This window comes from Paenibacillus sp. MABNR03, from assembly GCF_050455445.1.
In the GTDB taxonomy this organism is placed as follows: Bacteria; Bacillota; Bacilli; order Paenibacillales; family Paenibacillaceae; genus Paenibacillus; species Paenibacillus xylanilyticus.
In genome coordinates, this window is record NZ_JBCIYR010000002.1 from 897339 (window position 1) to 919807 (window position 22469).

The following is a 22469-nucleotide window of genomic DNA, read 5'->3' on the forward strand; positions in this document are numbered from 1 at the left end:
GTATATTTTATGAAGCCCGGTATATCTGATACATTACATTCACGCATCGAGCATTCGCACTAAAAATTGAATATATAGGAGGACGAATCATGTTCGAATTTGAAATAGATAATTCTCTACACTTATCCTTACTGGAGATTAAAGATGCAGATGAATTGTTTCATCTGATCGACAGAAACAGGGAGCATATCGGGGAGTGGCTGAAGTTTCCCAGTATGACTGTAGAAGTGGCTGATTCTAGGGCCTTTATAGAAAGAACTCGCATAAGATACGCCAAGGATGAAGGTTACTGGTTAGGAATATGGAGTGGGGATCATCTAGTGGGTTCTATTGGATACTTATATTTAGATCAAGAGAATAAGAAAACGGAAATTGGATATTGGCTAGGTCAAGAATACGTGGGAAAAGGGATCATTAAGAGGTCCATTAAAGTACTTATTGATTACGCTTTTGACGAACTTCAATTCAATAAAATTGAAATCGGAGCGGCCACAGATCATGCCAAGAGCCGTGCGATCCCTGAGAAATTAGGGTTTACACTTGAGGGCCAAATAAGAGATTACGAGTACATTAATGGAAGGTTTCTGGACCGAGTAATCTATGGATTAAAAGCTGCTGAATGGAGAGCGAAATAGCACTTCTGGATGGAAAAGTACGCACTTGCAAATTAATCTCAAAATAACTGCCGAGGGAGAGAACTAAATGAGAAGAGTTGACGTGTCCTATGCGTTAATCCTGGATGATACCAATTCCAAAATCTTAATGGTCAAGAATAAAGGCAATGCCAGTTGGTCGCTACCTGGTGGTGCGGTGGAAAGAGAGGAAACATTGGATCAAGCAGCAATCAGAGAAGCCAAAGAAGAGACAGGACTTGATGTAAGAGTCCATGGGATCGTTGCCATCAATGAATGTATATTCGAGAAAAAGCAGGAGCATGCCATGTTCTTCACTTTTAGATCTGAGGTCATTGGAGGAACCCTAGAGATTATAAGGCCTAATGAAATATCTGAAATTGCCTGGATGGATTTGGACAGAGCCGATGAGCTAATGCCCTATTATAAAAATGGAGTACGAAGTCTAATCGAAGGAAACGAGATCCCTCATTATGATCAAGGGAGAATATAATTGAAGTGACACATCTCCTCATTTAAGCCAATAAAGTCAATGACGGAGGTCGGTATCTCATGAAAAGTCCAATAAGCGTCCATCGTTATGTATTACATAAGGAGTACGAGTGGATATTACCACAAGCTATTGAACTAAGTTAGTCAAAAAAGAAAGTAGTTGACCAACCTGATCAGATGCATTAGTGCAACTAACGGACAGGTTGGTTTGCTATAGACATTTCAGATGGTCCCATCTAATTATATTAAAAAATGATCGGTTACAGAGACTGATCGCCTAAAATGAACGTATGAACGATGGAGGTAATATGAAAAAAACAGACTGGATTAAAGTACTCCTCGTGGTGTCACTGTTCGGAAATTTGGCGTTTTTTCAAAATCATGAACGTGCAAGCAGGAAACAAGATATTAAATATGAATTATTGAATTCAAACATTTACAGAGATTTAGCTCAACTGGAAGAGACTATACAGTACCAGATAGATAATAATTGGAAGAACGAGCCTCTTGTTACACAGAAGCTTGATGATGCCATTGATTCAATTCTCTTGAGCCATGTAATGGAGGAAGACAAGAATAAAGAAGATATCCTCTGGGAATTGCACGAGTACTTGTATAAGTTTAAGTATAGTGAAGAAACTTTTGATGTTATTTTAAACGATGAACAACGCTTTAATTTCATTTATTTAGGCGATAAACTCCGTTCAAGTGGGTGGAACTATGGGGTAGGGGATGATTTAAAATGGAGTGTTTTTAAATCAAAAGTAAAGGAACTAGTAGCGGAAACATAAAAAAATAATTCCATATGAATTAGGATTTAACTGATGCGGAAAAACTATAAATCTATAACGTTGGTACCTCTGTTAATTAAACTGAAGACCACACAACACCACCGATCATATATTTACCCATAAGAATATTTGGAGATTCGTGATATTTTAAATGTATTTAGAAGCATAAGTTTGCCGTGAGTCCCGATTATGACGATGTATGATAATTAAATTTAGACAGCCAGCAAGTTGATCGGCTGTCTTTTTCGTTAAACTAACAGGCAGGTTAATGTAAATAGAACTTCACTTCTTCGCTTGCAACCTTTCCCTGTAATAAACGTTTTATTAAAAACTAGGGTGATTGGGAAGGAAGATGAAATATGAATTTTTTTATTTATCTAGGGATCATTCTCATTTTTGTTTCTGGACTTTGCATTGGAGCATGGACGACTGGTTACCAACAAAGAGGTAATTTTTATTCAGAGTCTAAGGAAGACCGTAAAATAAAGAAGAAAGTTGCGACATGGTCTGCTTTAGCAGGTGTCTGCTCGTTTGCAGTTGCTGGATTGATGTATTTACTCAGCTAACGGGCAGGTTAGTTCAACAAAATGTAGGAAAATAAATATGCTTATCTTAATTTGCAGAATCTTCGAATACTGTAAGGAGTGAAAGCAGATTGTCTAGAAATAAATGTTTCAAGATAGGAATTAAGCTCGAGATCAAAACCAGATAAAAGTGAAAGCGTGTAAAAATTCCATATAATTACAAATAAAAAAGATGTCATGTATACTTAGTGTTAAATATCTGATATGTGTAACTGGCGTAAACGTGGAGTGAACCGGGGTGGCACATATTTTATATGCCGTACGCCTGGGCGAAGTGTTTGATCTCTTGATCAAACACTTTATTTATTATTCAAGGAATGAAAGGAATGGTGGCGGCAATGAAAATGGCGTTTGTGTTATTCGATGGAATGACAAGCATGGACTTTGCTGGATTTTATGAAGCGGTGACTTGGCTAGTGATTCTAAAAACGAAGGAAAACGTATCATGGACATTCTGTGCAGACAAGGATGAAATTACAGATGATCGGGGGTTGAAAATGAAATCCGACGAAGTGTTACCTGATCTAGGTGATTTTGATCTAGTGTTTTTCCCGGTGGATTATCAACTAGAACGCTTCGATTTGATGAGGATTTCTTGGGCTGGGTCCGAACGGCAGAGTACGTACCGTATAAGATTTCTATTTGTACAGGGGCTTTGCTATTGGGCGCAGCAGGTTTCCCGGCAGAAGTGGGGAAATCCACAACTTCAAAAATGCTAGTTCAAGCCCTGAATAAAAATGCGTATATTTCTGAAGATGATGTTAGTCATCTTCCAGTTAAAGGACGAGGTAAACCCTGGTTAGATAAAGAAACAAACGACTTGACCTGGAAAAACATATTCAGTTTGACAAAGAATTTGATGGATTCTGGCTATGATGTAGTTGTTGACTACGTGGCTTTTCCAGAAGACATTAATAAAAGAATTAGCAGATTATGATGTGAGAATAATTTATGCGGGTATTAATGGTGTATCGTCTACCCATTATGTATAGCGACGGTTTAAGAGCTGCAGAAAATCAAATGAAAGAAATACGCCAAATCTACTCTGGTATATTCATGAAAATTCAACTAATTTCTTCTGGTAACAACAGCACTACCCATGACGCACATGCGTCATGGGTAGTTTTTAATCATTTTCATATGTTCAGGAGGGGGCCGTGGTGAAATAGCGATGTCCTAATCACTTCGCTGGACAGACAGAGTGGAAAGACAGAGTTTTGTGTAAAAATGGCCACCGACCGGGAACGGCCATTCTTCGTATACATTTCCGAACCGACTTACTTGACCGGCCCCATCCAGGTTGAAATCGTCTTCTGCTGGTGCGGCAACGGCGGTTTCAACTTCCCGTTATCGATCAAATGCTTCAAAATATAAGCGACCAGCCGGCCTCCGCCGGTGTTGCCTCTCACCATGTAAGCAAGCTGCGGCTCCAAATGCTTCGGCTGATTTTGCAGGAACAGGTTGAGCATTTTGTCGTAGAGCTTGCCGACAGCAGGCGCATACAGAGCGGACAAATCCGGCATTGCCTTGTTCAACCGATCCAACGTTTGCGGAGAGTCGATCCAAACCGCATTGAACTTGTACCCCTCCTCCGTCTTGCGGATGTACCCCTTCTCCAGCAGGAACGAGTATTGCTCGGCGTTCTCTTCGTTGTCGGGCAGTTCCCCTTGTTGGAACGCATGACAAATCTCGACATTCCGGTATTCCAGGAAACGCCAATCCATCTGGCGGTCGCTCCAGTAAGTATTGAATTGCCACAAGTATAAGGGAGTGTCTTCGACGTAGCGGAGCGACGGACCGAAGGTGACGTAACTACTCAAATCAAAACCCGGATCGGCATTGTGGCTCCGGTTTAACGCCGCATAGGCAATATACTGACCTCCGTCCTTTCGCATTGGTGCGACCGCATCGAAGCTTTCGCCCGCCGGCATGCTCCGCCAAGATTGCTCCTCGACGTTCTTGGGCAGCAAGGTCCAGAGCAGGAAGTTATAGTCGCCGTCCGGAACGTACACTCCGCTATCCTCGACTTGCCGGCGAACTTCCATTAACGCGTCAAAATGAACATCGGCCACTTCGGCGGCGCAATCTTGCCAGAATTGATGACCGGCTACGGCCAACTCGAAGAGGTCCCATACGATGGTATTGCTTTGATATTTGCCGGGAGAGGTTTGGATGAGAAAATTATAATCGGCCAGGTGCCGGACTTCGCCTTCCAATAAAGACGGCGGCATTCCGAGCTCCTCCGCGATTTGATGTACGGTACGCGCCTTGTGATAAGCCGCGTAAACGATATTTTGCGCCAAGGCGCGTCCAAGAAAATCGTTGGTTTCGCCCAGTCTGCCGGCCGAACCGGAATGGCCCATTTCCCCCATGCTGACCGGATTCACACTTAAAGTTCCTGTTGCACGCATACGTTTCATCCCTTTCCGTAACTTCTTTTTAGCCTCGCTCAAATGCCACTTCACCGTTCCTTCAGGAATGTTCAGAGCAATCGCAATATCGCCGATTTTAAGCTCGTCGTAGTAATGCATGACCACGATCCGGCGATGGATGTCGGACAGAAACGCGACTTCTCGGCGCAGCTCGCGGTAAGCTTCGGTTACCAGCAGCCGGTCAAGCGGCTCCCGGGAAGGGGCGGCAGACAGTTCGGACATGCCGTTGATTTCGATCGCTTGGGGAGCGTGCGCACGCTTTTTCAACCAATTCACCCAAGTGTATCGGGCAACCGTCCAGACGTAAGCGTCAAGGCTTCTAATGTCCCGCACCCCGGAGAAGGATTTCAACAACTGCAGCATAATCTCCTGAGCCAGATCCTCTGCCTCGGCCCGCTGCTTGACCCTGTTTAACGCAAAACCGAAAATCGGTTTGACATAGCTCCGAATCGCTTCCGCTGCGTCCTTTCCGTTTTTACCAATTGAATCCATTTTATGCCTCCATAGTTGCATCTGTAATTCCTGACAATTATATAGTGTGCCAGGCGAAATAAAGGTTGGGATTATTTCAAAAAAATTTGGACGTCCTACCAGATCACTCATACATGTATAATTACAAACATCATGAGTAGGTCATTTAAATGGTTAAAGAGACGTTATGAACTTATTGTTAAACAAGATGAAGATTACTTTAGATGTAAAGGTCTCACTTTTAGTATATAAAGATACTTCTTTTCCGTTCAACTATGGGAGGATACAAACTAGGAGCAGGAGCCGAAGTTCTTCTTTGGGTACTTGGGGTACTCCTTCGTTCCGTAGTTAACCAGGAGTGGTCTGGATTAGTTATTCAAATGCATAATAGAGGTTCATTCAACTAACGGGAAACGATAGCGTAATAGACCTAAGAAAGCAGCCGACCAATCTGATCTTCTGCTTTTTTCATCTAACGGGCAGGATTGCTCAATGTTCTGTTGAATACCCTTCATTGCAGGTGCTACAGATATTGAGGGGGTTATAGAATTGTTCGGAGTAGTTGCTCATTTTGACCAGAATACAGAGCTCTATATAAAGCAGGTTTGGAAAGAGTTGAGCGATAATGAAGTTTCTAAATATGCAGAGGAAGTACAAGATAGACGACCTCACATTACGATAGCGGGTTATAACTCATACGTAGAAATCGAGCAATTCATAAGCGATTTTGACTGCTTTTATGAATCTAAAAAACAACTTTCAATCACAATGAACTCGTTAGGAACTTTCTTGAACACTGGGATTTTATTCCTCACGCCTGTTCCTTCCAAAGAGTTTTTAACGCTTCATGATAATCATCACAGTTTCTTTGAAAAATATCGAATGAAAGCTGAGTCTCAATATCTTCCGGGTAACTGGATACCTCACTGTACACTAGCAAACAGATTAAACGATGAGAAATTAAAAGAAGCGATGTCTTTCTGCACGAAAAGAATCGAAAGAATAAGTGCTACAATCGTTGAAGTATCAGTAATCAAAGCCACATACGAAAATAATAAATGTATAAAGTCACCATCAATTCATACGAAAGCTTTGGGCATTGTCTAAATTACAATATAAGTCTCACGACTCAGAGTAAGTTAGCTAACGAAATCGTAGAAATCATATTGAAGAGGATAAACCAAGATACTAACCTTACCTAGCTAACTGATAAAAGTGAAGAATGGTGGTGTGAGTCTAGTTGCTCAACCTACAGAAATCGAACAATAAAACATTCAATGAACTGAATGATTATGTTTTGCGGGTTAAGAATGTGTTAACTGCTACAGCAGCTGCGACCTGTATTATTCATCATGACCAAATCGTGAATGAATGGTATTCAGGCGTACATAACGATTCGCAAGGTAGTCGATTAGTGGATGAGGAATCACAATTTCATGTGGCTTCGATTCGAAAGACCTATTTGGGACTTGTCATCAGTCTTGCATTATATGAGGGGAAGATCAGCAGCATAGATGATGTTGTTGCCGACTACTTGGATGATACGGATACGAAGGTATTAGGCGATACAACGATACGGCATCTGCTAACTCATACTCATGGTTTAGGTGATCTGCATCATCGATTGTTCCTTCCAGGGACAGACTGGAAATACAATAATGTTGGAGTCAATTTGCTCATTAAGATCATCCGGAAATTGTATCATATGCCGTTATCACAATTACTTGAAGAACGTGTATTCTCACCTATGGGTTTTAGCCAAACAGGATGGAGAAAAGAACGGAATGAAAAGTTAATATGGCTCAATGAACAATATAACGATGATCAAGGCGATGAAGCCAACTTATTTGTGAGTACCAGGGAATTGGCCTACTGGGGTTATTTGCATTTGAAAAAGGGAGTCATTCACGGCAAGCAAATACTGCCCAGAGAAGTATTTGAACAAGCAACAACAATCATAAGTCCTCCAGATCTGGAACAACCATTACCGAGAAACGGTTTCTTTTGGTTTGTGCAAGATGAGCCGCGTGCTCGAACAGAATTAGGTGATGATCTTCCAACCGGTTCTTTTCAATCCTTGGGTGTCACTGGTTGTGCCTGCCTTGTCATTCCTAAGTATAGAACTGTAGCCGTAAGAATGTATAATCAAACCGGACCCAATCCAGTAGGATATGATTATCTAGAGGATATCAAAACATTTGGAAACCTGGTTAGTAAATATGTGGAAGATCTATAACCCTTGAAAGGTGATCTACCTACGTATGAAAAATGTAAACCAGTGATCAAAGGAGGAGAGCTCACTTATGGAAAATGTTTCGGAACGACATCAATTGCAATCCATACAATCCCTCCAATCTACAATCCGCAAATCCGAAAATGCCTTGACTCAGATGACTCAGAAAGGTGCAAATACGACCTTAATAGAGAAGAGACTCAGGGCTCTTCATTTGGCTTATCCATGCTGGAGAATGTGTGGCATCAAAAGCCTCATTCATATACCCAGGGAGATCTTACCGAAGCTCGCAATGTTCTTACTGGTTTAATGCCATCAATTGAAAATGCATTTGCTAAGTCAAAGGAAGGTGGTCCTCAAAAAACTCTTTTGAAAAGGAGAATTCAAGCATTGGAACTGGCTGTGCATGCGATTGACGATTTATTGCAAGATAACTGATTCTGACTTAAAGTCTGGCGAGCGGAAAAAGAAAGGTTTTATAAAAAAACATGGAGGATAACCAGTGAACAGCTATTATGGAGAACTTTGCACAAAAATATATGAAAGCGATAAATCGTTAGCAGAAGGGAAGGAATTGGATTTTTACCTTTCGATTGCTGACAGAAAAGATATACATGTGCTTGAGCCCATGTGTGGAAACGGAAGAATGCTGATCCCTTTTATGCAGCGTGAAATACAAATAGAGGGATTCGATGTTAAAAGGGAATGACATTGAAGAGATCCCCGAATGGAGAGAAACGGATCGAAAGGTTGTTAACAATGAATTAGATCGAAAGGTTGTTAACAATGAATTAATTGTTCTATATAAAAAAGTTCAATATCACAAAGAGCAATCCATGCTTGTAACGGAGCTGAAGTATGAGTCAGTTAAAGAAGACAAAATTGAAAAGACAGAGGTTATGGATTTTCCTCTTCGTCTGTATGATATGAAGGAGTTTGAAGACGTTCTTAGAACTAATGGTTTCAACATATTCATTTGCATGAAGTGAAGGATGGATATGGGAAAGGTACTTATTTTCATGTTTTCGAATGTTCCTTATCGGATCTAAGCTAGGGAGTAACTTAATTGACATAAGCCCAATATTCGTGATGAAAAAATGTAAGTTCTTTAACATGATAAGGAGGTATTACATTGTCAGTTCCTAATTTGCTCGTTCGTGAAGCTGTGAAAGAAGATGTACCGTTTTTGATAGAATTGAATGATCAATTTAATGGAGTTCGCCGAAGTCAGGAAGAGGTGGAAACGGACCTATTGAATGGAAGAGAAGTTATTGTAGTAGCTGTAATGGAAGAGAAAGTTGTAGGGTTTGCATGTGGACAGATCTATAAATCGTTTTGCTATGCTGAGCATCAGGCTGAGATTACTGAAATGTACATACAAGAATCTGCACGAAGAAATGGATTGGCTACAATGATGATCGAACAACTGGAAGAAACATTTAAAAATTCTGGAGTGAAACACATAAAAATTTTGACAGGAATAAAGAATACAAATGCTATTAAGACATATGAAAAAGCAGGCTATAACCAGGAAGAGGAGCTAGTATTTGATAAAGATTTGTTATGTTAAAAACCTTTCATTGTTGAACATTCAAGAGATGAGTTGTGCAGGAAACTTAAATCCATCTTCGAGGGGAGGAATTGACGATAGAAACGTTTGGTAGAGGTTGCCTTTGGCTTATTATTGGTTTTACTTATCCAGAAATCAAACGTATGAAGATTAGATCGTTGATAAAATGTGTTATGTGGAACGGCAACGAGATGAGTTGGGCAGTAGTGTTAATAGAAAATAAGAAATCTTCAGGCAGCGATGAAATTTCGGACAAAAAGAAACCAAGTTAAAGCGAATATCATACGCTCTAGCTTGGTTTCTTTGGTTTTTACTACGATATTACCATTAGAAATGGTCGACATTTTAATTTTGGTTTTAGTTGCAAAAAGCTGCAGCACTTAATTACGGTATATCAGAATAAGATTTAGTTTGCGATATAGATAGCAATGACCTCAAGCATTTCCGAATTCCTTTCGCTTCTTTGCATACTCCGCGGTTGCCGTAAACAATACATCTGACGAGGAGTTCAGAGCCGTTTCGGCAGAGTCCTGCAGCACCCCGATGATAAAGCCAATTCCAACGACTTGGATCGCAACTTCGTTCGGAATACCGAACAAGCTGCAAGCGAGTGGAATGAGCAAAAGTGAGCCGCCGGCAACACCGGAGGCGCCTGCTGCGGAAACAGCAGATAATAGAGAGAGGACAATCGCCGTACCAAAATCCACTTCAATGCCAAGGGTGTGAACGGCAGCCAAAGTCAAAACTGAAATGGTCACTGCAGCGCCACCCATATTAATCGTTGCACCTAAAGGAATGGATACAGAATAGGTATCAGGATTAAGATTCATCTTTTCACACATCTTCATGTTAATCGGAATATTTGCAGCGGAACTGCGTGTGAAGAATGCAGTGACCCCGCTTTCTCTCAGGCAGCTGAAGACGAGTGGATATGGATTGCGGCGAATAGCGACGTATACAATCACCGGGTTTACCACTAGAGCAATAAACAACATGCATCCAATAAGAACAAGTAGTAACTTTCCATAATCAAGCAGTGATTGAAGTCCATTAGCTGTAATGGATTCATATACCAATCCCATAATGCCAATCGGTGCGAGGTTAATGACCCACTTGACGATCATGGATACCGCATCCGAGAGATTGGATATCGTAGTTTTGGTGCTGTCCTTGGCACTTTTCAAAGCAACTCCCAGAAGAATCCCCCAGGCAAGAATCCCGATATAGTTGGCATTCATCAGGGCACTAATCGGATTATCGACCACATTAAGCAGCAACGTTTGAAGAACTTCGGCAATCCCTCCGGGCGGAGTCAGATCTTCGGTGCCTTCTATAAGTGACAACTGAACTGGAAAGAGAAAGCTTGCCACAACAGCAGTTAGACCTGCCAAAAAGGTGCTTACAGCATAGAGAAGAATAACTGATTTCATGTTCGTTGGACTGCCCTTTTTATGCTGTGAGATAGCCGAAATAACGAGGAGGAATACTAGTATGGGTGCAACTGCCTTTAACGCAGATACAAACACGGAACCAAAAATGCTGAGTCCGGCAGCACGGGGAAAGACCAAAGCAAGAAGTACCCCTACTATAATTCCTACTAGTATTCGTTTAACCAAACTTAACCGGTTCCATTTGTGTAGCAATGTAAGCATGATTTCCCTCCAGGATTTAAAAATGGAAAAACTTGTGCGCTTCACAGTAATGAAGCATTTTCGTAATAAAAATTAGTTTACCATGAAAATCTCCCATTGCAATATAAAATATTGGGCATCGCCATACGACTGAATAAGATCATGAATCATATTCACTTCATACATATTGTATACATAAAAGAGGAATTAACCTGTTAATTCCTTTCGATCATTTTAATTCCATAAAAGGTGTCGTCTGAGTTAAAATAGATGTAGTTAAGATACTAATCCTGAATGCTTGTGTTCTCTTGGTTTAAAAGAGACTTTTCGGAGTAATGGAGTCAGCAGAGCAAACTTTTATTATGAAAGAAGGATAAACATATGATTACAATTCGATTTGTAGCAGGTGAGGATATCCCACACATTCAGGCTATAGCTCATGAAACGTGGACTTTCACATATGGAGCCATTTACTCCAAAGAGTACATTCACAATTTTTTAGGAAGAGCCTATTCTACTGAAAATTTAAATCGATCTGTAGAGAGAGATCTTCAAAGCAACAAACGAAATTTTTTAATCGCTGAATTTAATGATGAAGTTGTTGGATATGCTCAAACAAATCAAGTGAATGAAGAAGAATATGAATTACTGAGAATCTATGTGCGACCTGAATATCATAAATTGGGAATAGGAAAAGGTTTCATACAGGAGTTTATTCGAGTTTTAAAGCCGATAAAGAAAATTTTTGCTTGGGTAGGAAAAGAGAATGAGATCGGAAGATCTTTTTATGAGAAAAGGGGATTTAAAGAAGCAGAGGAAATGACTGAAAGCATAGAAGGGCAAAGTAAAACACAAATTAAATATGAATTGGAAATTTCCCATGAATAGGGTATGAGTAGTTCAACTAGCCAATTTAAAAATCGTCAAATTCAATTGGTAGTTGCAGCATTTAATGAAAGGGCAGTTAAGGTGTATGAACGAACGGGATTTATGAAAGGAATAAGTTTTAAGAGCAAGGTTGAAGAAACGGAAATTGAATTTATTTAAATGAATTATATTAACAAGATTTGATAATTAAGAAGAGAAGTATGCTGACTAAACGAAAAAGGGAGATGGAAGCTATCTATTCTTATAGATCTCTAAAGAAGGAGGATTTAAAAGAAATATGTACTTTTCCTCAATCAGATGAAGAATTATTCTATGTTAGTCCGCAGTTCAAATATCCATTGACACCAGATCAGATATTAAAGGTTCTTGAGAATCGCTATGAGCCTACAGTTGTTGTTGATGAGGAGTCAGGACAAGTTATAGCCTATGCCAATTTATATGAGTACAAAGACGATGTATGTTGGCTTGGCAACGTTATTGTATCTGAGAGTTTTAGAGGACAAGGAGCTTCTAAGTATTTGTTAGAGACAATGGTAATGAAGGCAAAATCGATTTATAGAGTAAGCAGTTTATTATTATCATGTCATAACACGAATTCAAGTGGCCTAGCATTTTATCACAAGCATGGATTTAAACCTATTGATATGCGAATAACAAAACTAGATGATCAAAAAAGAATAATAACTATACAGATGGAGCTAGAGATTTGAAAGTCTCTTCAAGAAAAAAATGTTGCTGATGGGGCTTTTGCATAGCCAATATAAGGATCGTCAAATTGTAATTCAAAAAAATAAAACCTCAATGATGCAAAAAAAGGAAGTGATTCAATGTTGAGCTATACCAATACCACTAAAGAACTTTTTGAAAGCGGTATCGATACGGCCATTATCTCTGCCGGAGCTACCGAACAGTTTGGTCCATATTTGCCGATGCACTTAGATACTTTAATTGCTGAAAGATATGCTGAAGAATATGGAAAAACTCTAAATGCATACGTTCTTCCCACAATCCCCTTTAATACCTCTGAAGAGCATGCAAACTTTAAAGGCACGATTACAATTAGTCCTACCTTAGTAGCAACAATGCTAGAAGAAATAATTACAGGATTAATGAGACAGGGATTCAAGAAATTCGTTAATTGTTCTGGTCATGGTGGCTCCTATTGGGAGGGAGCATTTATCAAGCACATGAACTATAAGTATCCAGAAATCATCGTTATTCATCCGCACCATAATCATGATGCGTGGTTGGTTGCCGTTCAAGCAGCAGGGTTAGAGGGAATAGATGAAATGCACGGTGGATTGTTGTCGGTGTGTACTGCAATGTGGTTATGCCCTGATCATGTGAAAATCGAATCCATGGGATCCAACATACCTAGTGAAAACAAAAAGTATGCTGATTTTATGGGATGGGATAAGCTTACATCTGACGGATGTTGGGGAAGTTTTCAGCCCGGAATGTACACCAATGAAGAGTTAGCTCACAAGGGAAAGGTTTTTTGGAGTACTTTGATGAAAAGAAAAGCGGAAGGTCTAAAGGAATTATTAGATGAAGCATATATGAGAAAGACTTGTAATAGAGGCAATCATAACATTCACAATGTTTTTAGCAAGATGCAAGAAGAAAACTAAAAAGTTCTATACTTAAGAGTTTCTAACTTTTATTATTACGGGAGGTTATTTATGGTAGAGGTAAAATTACATACAGAGAAACCTATCGCCCCATCTCAACTAAAGAATCTTTATCAAGTTGCTGGTTGGTGGCCCGATCGGGATGAGGACGGAATTTTAAAATTACTTACTTGTGGTGTTGCGGTAGGAGCTTGGGAAGATGATGTGTTAGTTGGCTTCTGTAGATCGATTACAGACGGAATGTACCGAGCTTATATTGAAGATGTTGTTGTATTAAGTAGTTACAGAAATAAAGGAACAGGAAAACTAATGATTGAAAGGATTTTAAGTGAACTGAAAAATATTGATGTCATTAGTTTGTTTTGTACAGATGATTTGGTTGGTTTTTACGAAGGATCAGGATTTAAAAAGACAAAGCAAATTGTGATGCACTATAAAAATTAAAAATTTTATAATTGAGCGGGAACAGTGTGAATGATCATATCGGAGTGACATTAAGAACGGAACAGGATCAGGTTATAACGGCAGAAGGTAACTTCAATAACAAAACAGGAATATTTCGAAGAACTCCAGATCAAATAAACGGATATATACGAATCAACAATGAGTATGAATAGATTTTAAAAGTGTGCATATTGAAAGTTAAAACTTCACATAACAAATTATTCGCGCTGCGGGCTGTTGCCAAAAGATTAATGGGGGATGACAATGTTACCTTTTCAAGTAAATGAATCGATTTTAATAAAACTAATTCGACTGCAAGAAAGAGATGAATTATATACGTTAATTGATGAGAACAGAGCACATCTTCGAGAGTGGTTGCTTTGGGTAGATAAACGACAATCACCAATAGACTTAGATCCAATCCTAGCGATGTGGATACAAAATTATGAAGATAGAAACGGCTTTGATGCCGGTGTGTGGCGTGATGGTAAACTGGTTGGAATGATAGGCCTTCACTACATTGATTGGAAGAATAAAGTAACAAGTATTGGATATTTTTTGGCTGAATCAGCTGAGGGTAAAGGGATTATTACAAAATCAATCACAAGACTACTTGAAATCTTATTCAGTGAGTTGAAATTAAATCGAGTAATCATACAGTGTGCAGAAACTAACCTTAAAAGCAGGTCTGTACCAGAACGTATTGGTTTTATAAATGAGGGTATTTCGAGAGAAGCACAATGGCTTTATGATCATTACGAAAATATTGTGACATATAGCATGTTATCAAGTGATTGGAATACTTAAATGCTGCAAATTCGCATATAACACATTATTCAATCACGGCTCCATGGGGTTGGTTTTATAAGATGGGTTCCGGAGAGGGTAATATCTTCGGGCCTATGAATGGGAATGTTAGCTGAATTTAATGTAAAGGTGGTCAACACATGAATCCAATTCTCAAACCATACGTAATGAATGTGAAATTATCTAATGATTTAAGGAAAAATATTCACTCTTTCTTTGAAGCCCATCATGATCAGGAAACTTTACAACATACATTAACCGTCGCCACCGAAGCTAAGCGCGTAGCAGGATTATTTGGTGCCGACCCTCAAAAGGCAGAACAAGCGGGATTATTACATGATATTAGCAACGTGGTTCCAGTAAATGAAATGCTGAATTTAGCCAATGGATTGTTGATAGAAATCTTGGATGAAGAAAATAAAAACGATAGAATCATCCACCAAAAGTTATCTAGAGCTATGGCAAAAGAAATATTTAATATCAACGATCAAGAAATACTAAATGCAATTGAATGTCATACCACTCTTAAACCACAATCAAGTTTATTAGATAAAGTTCTTTTCATTTCCGACAAAATATCATGGGACTTACCAGGAGAACATAACTATCTGGAAGAGATAAGAGATAAAGTGAATGAGTACCAACTTAATGAAGGAATACTTATCTATCTCAACCAAGTGTGGGAACAACGCAATAAACTTAAATTAGTACATCCTTGGCTTATTGAAGCGAGAGACGAACTGTTGAAAGTGAAATAATGAGAGCGTTAACATTGTTAACGCATTCTAAACCATCTTGGTTCATGTATGAATACGAGAGAGGTGAGAAGATGATATATCGGAGGAAAGCTTAGAAATAAGTGTTACATGCATAAACAATTCTGGAGGTTATTATGAGAGAAATAGATTATACGGATTATTATTGGCAAGATAAAAAGGTAAGATTGCGAGCAATACAGGAGGAGGACTGGGAAAGTTGCTACGTAAGTGATTTTGACACTCCCGCTCGAATTTTATTGGAATGTGCTATTGAGTTACCGACTACCCTGTCAGGAGCAAAAAAATTCGTAGAAGCAAATGCGAACTTCTCTTCTACGAATGGACGAATCATGTTCACGATTGAAAACTTGGATGGCGATAGCGTGGGAGGTATCAATTTAAACAGCATCGACGAGAGAAATGGGACATTTAGTATAGGAATTGTAGTTGACAAAGAGTACCGAGGTATGGGATATGGAACAAGTGCTATGAAAATTTTATTAAAATACGCATTCCTGGAACGGAGACTTCATAAGTTCAATGACTATGTTCTTGAAGGTAATGAAGGCTCAGCGAAGATGATGAGGAAGCTCGGCTGTGTGCAAGAAGGTGTCCGACGCCAAGTCGTGTATATCAATGGAAAACATTTAGATTTTATCTTGTTTGGGCTAACGAAAGATGAATTTATGGAAACGTTATCCAAAGAGACTTAGAACCAATATTTCCAAATAAATTAATTTGTTGTAAGATAGAACCAATCAATTTCGGTCAGTACCTCTTGTTGATCCAGTATGGGTGGTTGTCTTACCAAAACGTAGGAGAGAAGAAATTCTCTCCTTTTCTTGTACAGGAGTGATAGTTGCAAATCTTTCAGAAGAGGAGGATGAATATTTTCAAGGCTTATTGGAGGTATTTCCTATATGTAGTAGATCATAAATTAAATGTCCTCATAGAATGCTGGAAAGCAGGATTATACTATCAGGGATTAAAGCATGATATGTCCAAATTTTCCCCGAACGAATTCATTCCTTATGCTCGAAAGTTTTATTCCGATCAAAAAAGTGAAGAGATTGAAAAGAAATGGAGATATGCATGGTTGCATCATCAACACCATAATAAGCATCATTGGGAGTACTGGGTAGTAAATCAATATGAAAGAAAAGCTTTGCCGATGCCGAGGAAGTACCTCATTGAGATGGTGTGTGATTGGAAGTCGTTTTCAAGAAAATGGGGACGTAAAGTAAAGGAAAGTAATCTGGCAGAAAGAATGATGTCATCAGACAAAATCATCCTGCATGAAGATACAAGAAAAGAGCTTCAGGAGTTATTAACTAAATCAAAAGAAAAGAAGCAGAAATGAAACATCGTAAACGAGAGCATATATCACATATGTGTTTCGCATGTGTTAGTTTAACACCATTGGTTTGCCCGCGATCATCGCGCAGATTGGATAAACCCATGAAAGGAGAAAAAATATGCCTCAATTCCCCGTCTTTACATAACCGAGGTGACTCAGAAGATCATTGAATTTGGATTTAATCATCTTGAATTAAACCGGATTGAGGCATTTGTAGAACCAGAGAATGTGGGGTCAAGAAAGGTACTTGAGAAAATTGGCTTCAGAGAAGAAGGGATTTTGAAAGAACACTATTATTGGAAAAATCGATTTGTTGATACGGCCATTTATGCTTTAATTAAGAAGGATTATAAAGTGCGTTAAGGAATGGGTTCAATCATCAAAGCTTTCAATTAGCTAACATGTATAGCGGAAGATATTTATTTATGAGGTGAAGATATGGCTTGGAATATTGGATTACTTTGTATCAAAACAGAACTAAGCAAAGTGGATGATATTCTAGATGTCTTTTACAAATCGGAAGATGGGTTACATTTTGAAGACGTTACTTCCTTTTCAATGGAAGATGCTCTTGGGGTTGGGGAACAGCAGCCCTGGATAATAATTGTTGATACACAAGGTCGATTTATCAATGACGTGAGTTTTCCACTGCAGTTATCAAAACAGTATAAAGTTAAAACGTTTTGGATCTCGGAGAAGCTCATTTATAGAGATTATTATTTCAATTTCTTGAAAAAAGGCGGATTAAAAAGCGAAGTTGTTGGTATAGATGGAGGACTAAAATATCTAAATTCTAAGGGCATTCAGGCAATAGATAAATGGGGAGAAACCATAATATTTCAAATCATAGAGAATGAGATCTTCAATAGAAAGACTACGAAATATGGTACGAGCCTTAATGAAATAAGATACCTGAAGTATGAATTATGAATTAGTTCAGGGTGGTACGGTGAGAGCTGGATGATCAGTAACCCATAAGGAATTTAATCAGAAAGGAGTAAGCCATGACTAAACAAAATGTAGACGTTCAAGCGGTCTTTATGGATAGAGATGGGACGATTGGGGGTACAGGTCACTTTATCCATCCCAGGGATTTCAAGTTATACCCGAATGCTCAGGAAGCTATAACTCTTTTAAAGAAAAATGGAATCAAGGTGTTTGCAGTTACGAATCAGTATAGAATTTCACGTGGAGAGGCTACTGTTCAAGATTTCGAAGAACAATTTAGTGAATATGGATTCGACCAATCCTATATATGCCCCCATGAACAAGAATGCGGTTGTAGAAAACCGAAACCTGGCATGTTGTTAGAAGCGGCAGAGCAGCACCATTTAGACTTATCGAGGTGTATCGTTATTGGTGACGTGGGGGATACCGACATGCTGGCTGCATACGCAGTAGGAGCGAAAAAGATCATGGTAAGAACAGGTTGGGGAGAATCCTCATTAACAACATACAGAAATAAGTGGATAGAGACGGAGCCTGATTACATAGCAGAAGATATTTTAGATGCAGTACACTGGATCATTAATGAAAGCAATCTTTAAAGCTTTTAAAAGAGGGAACATCATATAACAACAATAGCAGACAAACGGTAATTTAAGCCAAATATTTGAGATAGGAGAGGGTGCTCATGAAATATCTTACAAAGGAATGGTATGAATTATGCCAACAGATCAGCCTGCACTCTGGTATGAGAGTACATAGCGGAGCTCATCAACTGGATGAAGCTCTTTATTTGCGACTGTATAAAAGAAAAGAAAAAGAGCATGTAAAGTTTCAACGAGATGTTTATAATGTCGACCCCCGTTACATGCTGGAGCAGGATGGTGCGGTTCTTGTGCGTGCGGAGAAATTTATTAGCGGGGATGAGGTAACGGAAGAGGATACGATGGTTTATCATATGCCGCCTGAAGAAAGAGAGCATATAGAGAAATTAATTGCAGATTATGATGCGAGGCCGCCTTTTGATGAGTTGAGCAGCAGGCAAGAGTTTAAAAGTAACCTGGAATGGAATTGCGAAAACAAGATTGCACGATTACCGAAAGAGATCTATGACCAAATTGCGGATATACGTGTATTTGGCCTAGGTTATTGCACTAGAGAGGTTATGCGCCAGTTGAAAAAACAGAGCAAAATAAATGAAGCACAAATGCAGCTTATCTCAAAAGAATATAGGGAGGCGCAGCTAGCTGAACCTATTCCCGAACATATTCGCAATCAAGTCCATTTCCATGATTGCACTGTGACGGAGTTGGTCTCGGATACGGACTTGGTCATTCGATTCGATACACGTGGAGGCTTCACTAATTTGAATAAAGTCACGTTTGTTGCACCCGAGATCATCAAGCAAGAGGAGCACATTGTCCGTAGTTACTGGCTTTATCATGAAATGTATCGTATCGAGAATGGATATGAAGTACATATGCTTTTTGATGGTGCAGAGATGTCAGAACTGATCATTCAGTGCCAGGATATTGTTGTAGAAGAAGAGTGAACGGCAGAACGAAGTGTGATCGTTGCAAGCTGCAGTAATTTTTATTAACTCTATTGAAAGGGAGGTACTACTAAATGGGGATGTCTGATTACTATAAAAACCTTAGGCAAAAGATCGGAAACGAGCTCATATTTATGCCAGGTGTGGCTGCAATTATTCGAAATGAACAAGGAGAGATCCTGTTCGTGCGTAAACACAATGAATCAACTTGGGGGTTAATTGCAGGAGCAATTGAGATTGGAGAAACACCAGCTCAAGCGGTGGTCAGAGAAGCATTCGAGGAGACGGGGCTTTTCATTGTACCGGATAAGATTATTGGAGTCTACGGCGGTGAAGATCAACGTTTTACATATCATAATGGTCATCAGGTTGAATACTTAACTATTGTATTTGAATGCAGCATTCAATCAGGACAACTAAGATCAAATAATGAAGAGATGAAGGATTTGCAATTCTTCTCTGTGTATAAGCTTCCAGTCATAACCAACCATTACCCGGATTACATTTTCAGTTCCAATCAAGAAGAACGTGCGCATTTTATCAAATAATCCAATGTATATATATGGGAAGAAACTTGATGGTATCGACATGGAATGGACCACCAGTACATTTGGTTATTTGTCCATTCCGGTATTTGTGATGGGTATTGCGTTTTGAAGAAAACTTGCCGAACACAGAAATCCCTAAGTCTATAGAAGTGATTTTAAAAGTATTAGGGTGCACTATGGTGATACTAGGGATCATTTGGTTCTGGTTTTCAGAAGAATTTTATCGATATTGGTTTGAATCGGAATAGTACAGATCATATAAGCAGGAGTGAAATCAATGAAAGCATGGTTGTTAGATTATTATCCACCGAATAATACGATTGAGTTTAGCGACTCCGAGGAGTTGGATCAGATTTACGAGGCATTAGGAAGTGAAAATCCATTAATTCAGGAATGGTCTACGCCTACAGTTGAATTTAACGATGTGGGAAAACCAGCTGATATTTTAAACAGATACTCGGGAGCACTGGTTATTAGTAACAAAGTGAAAAATTTATTGGAACAGAATCATATCAAACATATTGAATTTCTTCCTCTCTCAACATCTACAAGTGAGGAATATTATATTCTTCACGTATTGAGCATCATTGATTGTATAGATCCGGAGAACTCTAAAGTTAGAACGTATTATGACGGCATTCCAGAGTTCGATGAATATTCACTCGTTCTGGATCAAGCAGCATTACAGGGACAACACATATTCAGAATCAAACTTCCAAATGGGGATAGAAAATTACCTTACATATATGTTTCAGATTCATTGCAAGAAATATTAAGTCAATCCATCGTGGGTTATCAATTAGTTGAGATATGGGACTCCGAATTTTCATGGAAAGCCAAAGAAGAAGAGCATGAACGGATGAGTAAAGAAATTGATAACTCCCTTCTAGAAGTGTTTGATTTTGACAAAGCTAAGAAGTTTGCTCGCAAAAATAAAGGTCATGTGGTGTATTCGGGTAAGTGGGCAATCAAGGCAGATAAGGATAAGCGAATTTGGCTTGGAGACCTACAACTGGACGGGAGCTATTCATGGATAATGCCGATCTATTACCCACCGATTTTGTTAGGACTTCAGTGGGGAATAACGGAAAAAGGAAAATCGATGTTTAGTCGACTGAAAGAGAGTATGGGTGTTATATAACAAGCGTTTGAAGAATACTGATCGGCTTGCATCAATAAAGTATAAGAAGAAACTACATTATAAATGCTGGGATGTGAGTAGGTGGTAGTATTGTCTTCGATATTGTTTTCCGTCCTGATTCTGATTGTCATTCTATTTCAAGTTGCACTCGCTGCAGGTATGCCGTGGGGAGAGGCTGCCATGGGAGGCAAGTTTCCCGGGAAATATCCCCCATCTATGCGTTATGCCTGTTTGCTCCAGATTACCATCCTTGTATTCATTGGTTTAGTTGTCCTGAGTAAAGCGGGGGTGCTATTGCCTCAGTGGTCTGCGTTTGCAGATACAGCGATCTGGTTTATCGTTGCGTATTTGGTGCTGGGAACAATATTAAATCTTATAACGAGAAGCGTATGGGAACGAAGAATCTGGGCGCCCGTAACGATACTGCTGCTTATCACAAGTATAATTATTGCTGCTTCATAAATAACGATTCTATTCATTGATATAAAGGGGTGATTCCATTGGTAAAACAATAAAATGAGAAAAATCCATCGTTTAAAACTATAATGACATGCGATTTTTCTCTTAGTATCAAAATTATAAATAGAGGAGAATTGACATGTTAAATAAATTAAGTGAATCCATCTATTACTTATCTAACCAAAATGATAAAGATAGACCGACATTAGGGTTAGTTTGCGGGGATCAGTACAGTCTTGTGATTGATGGTGGGAATTCCGTTCAACATGCTAAAGACTTTTTGCAGGAAATAAGCCGGTTTAATGTACCACCCGTTAAATACTTGGCCATTACACATGCTCATTGGGATCATTTTTTAGGAATGAATGAATTCAATGCGACGATCATTGTTAATAGACTAACCCTTCAATTGATCAATGTTTGGAGAAACTATTCGTATGATGACTATTCACTCAATGAATATGTAAAGTCAAACAAGATGAGTTCACATTGTATGGAGATCATACAAAATGAAATACCGATGAGAGACTCGTTTAAATTAAATGCTCCTGATATCATTTTTGAACATTCTCTCCAGATTGATTTGGGGAATAAAATTTGTATTCTTGAGAGAATTCGAAGTACGCATACGGATGACTCAACCATTGTGTACATTCCAGATGAAAAAACCATTTTCCTGGGAGATAGCGCGTATGGAACAACTACAAATTCACTATTTCATTTCAAGCAAGCTCTGTTGCTGCCCATGATACAGGACATCCAAAAGTATGATGCCGATCATTTCTTACTTGGGCATGAATCCATTTGTGATCTGGATGAGATGGACGTGTTTTGGAGAGAACTTATCTCCTGTAGTAGAGCTGTGACATCCACATCATTAGATTGCGCAATAGAAACCTTTGAAAAAGATCATCAGCGGACTCCCAATGAAAATGAGATGTTCTATTTAAAAGCGTTTGTTAACGATCAACGATTGAAGTCAAAGCAAGGATAGACAGTTTAACGTGCATATGTAATATCCATGCTGCATGGCGTGCGCTTCTTGAAGTAACCTTTAAACCAAGAGCCCTGACATTTATGTCAAAGGGCTCTTTTAATCATTG

26 protein-coding genes, 2 pseudogenes and 1 riboswitch are annotated in these 22469 nt (G+C 39.0%); of the genes and pseudogenes, 26 read left to right on the forward strand and 2 right to left on the reverse strand.

The genetic code is table 11. The features are described from left to right. Window positions 1-89 precede the first annotated feature (89 nt). The 5 genes from AAIH57_RS12715 (at window position 90) to AAIH57_RS12735 (ending at window position 3436) form a co-directional block, all read left to right on the forward strand. Window positions 90-635, forward strand: coding sequence for a GNAT family N-acetyltransferase (locus tag AAIH57_RS12715; RefSeq protein WP_430021841.1), 546 nt, complete (start codon window positions 90-92; stop codon window positions 633-635). Between the two features lie 67 nt (window positions 636-702). Continuing rightward, entirely contained in the window at window positions 703-1125 is a 423-nt protein-coding gene (locus tag AAIH57_RS12720; protein WP_430021842.1) for an NUDIX hydrolase, read from the forward strand. 307 nt (window positions 1126-1432) lie between these two features. Continuing rightward, complete coding sequence (locus tag AAIH57_RS12725; protein ID WP_430021843.1) at window positions 1433-1915, forward strand: hypothetical protein; 483 nt, start codon at window positions 1433-1435, stop codon at window positions 1913-1915. 359 nt (window positions 1916-2274) lie between these two features. Next, window positions 2275-2481 (forward strand): DUF5316 family protein, encoded by a 207-nt coding sequence (locus AAIH57_RS12730; RefSeq protein WP_175398399.1) that lies wholly within the window; start codon window positions 2275-2277, stop codon window positions 2479-2481. Window positions 2482-2697: 216 nt separating this feature from the next. Further along, window positions 2698-2777, forward strand: a riboswitch (ZMP/ZTP riboswitch). A gap of 383 nt (window positions 2778-3160) precedes the next feature. Next, a complete protein-coding gene (locus AAIH57_RS12735) occupies window positions 3161-3436 on the forward strand; it encodes a hypothetical protein (protein WP_430021844.1) in 276 nt (91 codons plus the stop codon). A gap of 340 nt (window positions 3437-3776) precedes the next feature. On the opposite strand, the gene AAIH57_RS12740 is transcribed toward AAIH57_RS12735, so the two are convergent. After that, a complete protein-coding gene (locus AAIH57_RS12740; protein WP_430021845.1) occupies window positions 3777-5423 on the reverse strand; it encodes an RNA polymerase sigma factor in 1647 nt (548 codons plus the stop codon). Between the two features lie 528 nt (window positions 5424-5951). Here AAIH57_RS12740 and AAIH57_RS12745 point away from each other — a divergent pair. From AAIH57_RS12745 to AAIH57_RS12765, 5 genes and pseudogenes are all read left to right on the forward strand, one after another. After that, window positions 5952-6509 (forward strand): 2'-5' RNA ligase family protein, encoded by a 558-nt coding sequence (locus tag AAIH57_RS12745; protein WP_430021846.1) that lies wholly within the window; start codon window positions 5952-5954, stop codon window positions 6507-6509. A gap of 205 nt (window positions 6510-6714) precedes the next feature. Continuing rightward, a complete protein-coding gene (locus AAIH57_RS12750) occupies window positions 6715-7638 on the forward strand; it encodes a serine hydrolase domain-containing protein (protein ID WP_430021847.1) in 924 nt (307 codons plus the stop codon). 67 nt (window positions 7639-7705) lie between these two features. Beyond that, window positions 7706-8073: pseudogene (locus AAIH57_RS12755) on the forward strand (hypothetical protein). A 64-nt stretch (window positions 8074-8137) separates the two neighbouring features. After that, window positions 8138-8689: pseudogene (locus AAIH57_RS12760) on the forward strand (SAM-dependent methyltransferase). A gap of 78 nt (window positions 8690-8767) precedes the next feature. Next, window positions 8768-9205 (forward strand): GNAT family N-acetyltransferase, encoded by a 438-nt coding sequence (locus AAIH57_RS12765; protein ID WP_246311146.1) that lies wholly within the window; start codon window positions 8768-8770, stop codon window positions 9203-9205. 434 nt (window positions 9206-9639) lie between these two features. Here the strand turns inward: AAIH57_RS12765 and sstT are convergent, their stop codons facing one another. Further along, on the reverse strand, window positions 9640-10857 hold the full coding sequence (gene sstT, locus AAIH57_RS12770) for a serine/threonine transporter SstT (protein ID WP_430021848.1): 1218 nt from the start codon (window positions 10855-10857) through the stop codon (window positions 9640-9642). 360 nt (window positions 10858-11217) lie between these two features. Here sstT and AAIH57_RS12775 point away from each other — a divergent pair, with 360 nt between their 5' ends. From AAIH57_RS12775 to AAIH57_RS12850, 16 genes are all read left to right on the forward strand, one after another. Then, window positions 11218-11724, forward strand: coding sequence for an N-acetyltransferase family protein (locus AAIH57_RS12775; RefSeq protein ID WP_430021849.1), 507 nt, complete (start codon window positions 11218-11220; stop codon window positions 11722-11724). 200 nt (window positions 11725-11924) lie between these two features. Then, window positions 11925-12434, forward strand: a complete 510-nt coding sequence (locus tag AAIH57_RS12780) for a GNAT family N-acetyltransferase (RefSeq protein WP_430021850.1) — start codon at window positions 11925-11927, stop codon at window positions 12432-12434. Between the two features lie 117 nt (window positions 12435-12551). Further along, entirely contained in the window at window positions 12552-13355 is an 804-nt protein-coding gene (locus tag AAIH57_RS12785) for a creatininase family protein (protein ID WP_430021851.1), read from the forward strand. Between the two features lie 51 nt (window positions 13356-13406). Then, entirely contained in the window at window positions 13407-13799 is a 393-nt protein-coding gene (locus AAIH57_RS12790; RefSeq protein WP_430021852.1) for a GNAT family N-acetyltransferase, read from the forward strand. A 264-nt stretch (window positions 13800-14063) separates the two neighbouring features. Then, the gene (locus AAIH57_RS12795; RefSeq protein WP_430021853.1) at window positions 14064-14606 is read left to right on the forward strand and encodes a GNAT family N-acetyltransferase; all 543 of its coding nucleotides are present in this window, start codon (window positions 14064-14066) and stop codon (window positions 14604-14606) included. A 140-nt stretch (window positions 14607-14746) separates the two neighbouring features. Beyond that, the gene (gene yqeK / locus AAIH57_RS12800) at window positions 14747-15364 is read left to right on the forward strand and encodes a bis(5'-nucleosyl)-tetraphosphatase (symmetrical) YqeK (protein WP_430021854.1); all 618 of its coding nucleotides are present in this window, start codon (window positions 14747-14749) and stop codon (window positions 15362-15364) included. 134 nt (window positions 15365-15498) lie between these two features. Then, window positions 15499-16077 (forward strand): GNAT family N-acetyltransferase, encoded by a 579-nt coding sequence (locus tag AAIH57_RS12805; protein WP_430021855.1) that lies wholly within the window; start codon window positions 15499-15501, stop codon window positions 16075-16077. Window positions 16078-16247: 170 nt separating this feature from the next. Then, window positions 16248-16724: a DUF5662 family protein gene (locus AAIH57_RS12810; RefSeq protein WP_430021856.1), complete on the forward strand. Its 477-nt coding sequence runs from the start codon at window positions 16248-16250 to the stop codon at window positions 16722-16724. Window positions 16725-16862: 138 nt separating this feature from the next. Beyond that, window positions 16863-17084, forward strand: a complete 222-nt coding sequence (locus AAIH57_RS12815) for a GNAT family N-acetyltransferase (RefSeq protein ID WP_430022144.1) — start codon at window positions 16863-16865, stop codon at window positions 17082-17084. 75 nt (window positions 17085-17159) lie between these two features. Continuing rightward, entirely contained in the window at window positions 17160-17651 is a 492-nt protein-coding gene (locus AAIH57_RS12820) for a hypothetical protein (protein WP_430021857.1), read from the forward strand. Window positions 17652-17725: 74 nt separating this feature from the next. Next, a complete protein-coding gene (locus AAIH57_RS12825) occupies window positions 17726-18268 on the forward strand; it encodes an HAD-IIIA family hydrolase (RefSeq protein ID WP_175399339.1) in 543 nt (180 codons plus the stop codon). An 86-nt stretch (window positions 18269-18354) separates the two neighbouring features. Next, entirely contained in the window at window positions 18355-19218 is an 864-nt protein-coding gene (locus AAIH57_RS12830) for a DUF4085 family protein (protein ID WP_175399340.1), read from the forward strand. A 74-nt stretch (window positions 19219-19292) separates the two neighbouring features. Beyond that, entirely contained in the window at window positions 19293-19766 is a 474-nt protein-coding gene (locus AAIH57_RS12835; RefSeq protein ID WP_430021858.1) for an NUDIX domain-containing protein, read from the forward strand. Window positions 19767-20043: 277 nt separating this feature from the next. Continuing rightward, entirely contained in the window at window positions 20044-20907 is an 864-nt protein-coding gene (locus tag AAIH57_RS12840; RefSeq protein ID WP_430021860.1) for an imm11 family protein, read from the forward strand. 81 nt (window positions 20908-20988) lie between these two features. Next, the gene (locus tag AAIH57_RS12845) at window positions 20989-21369 is read left to right on the forward strand and encodes a hypothetical protein (RefSeq protein ID WP_430021861.1); all 381 of its coding nucleotides are present in this window, start codon (window positions 20989-20991) and stop codon (window positions 21367-21369) included. A 136-nt stretch (window positions 21370-21505) separates the two neighbouring features. Further along, window positions 21506-22360 carry an MBL fold metallo-hydrolase gene (locus tag AAIH57_RS12850; RefSeq protein WP_430021862.1) on the forward strand — a complete coding sequence of 285 codons (855 nt, stop codon included), beginning with the start codon at window positions 21506-21508 and terminating at the stop codon, window positions 22358-22360. The last annotated feature ends 109 nt before the right edge of the window (window positions 22361-22469 follow it).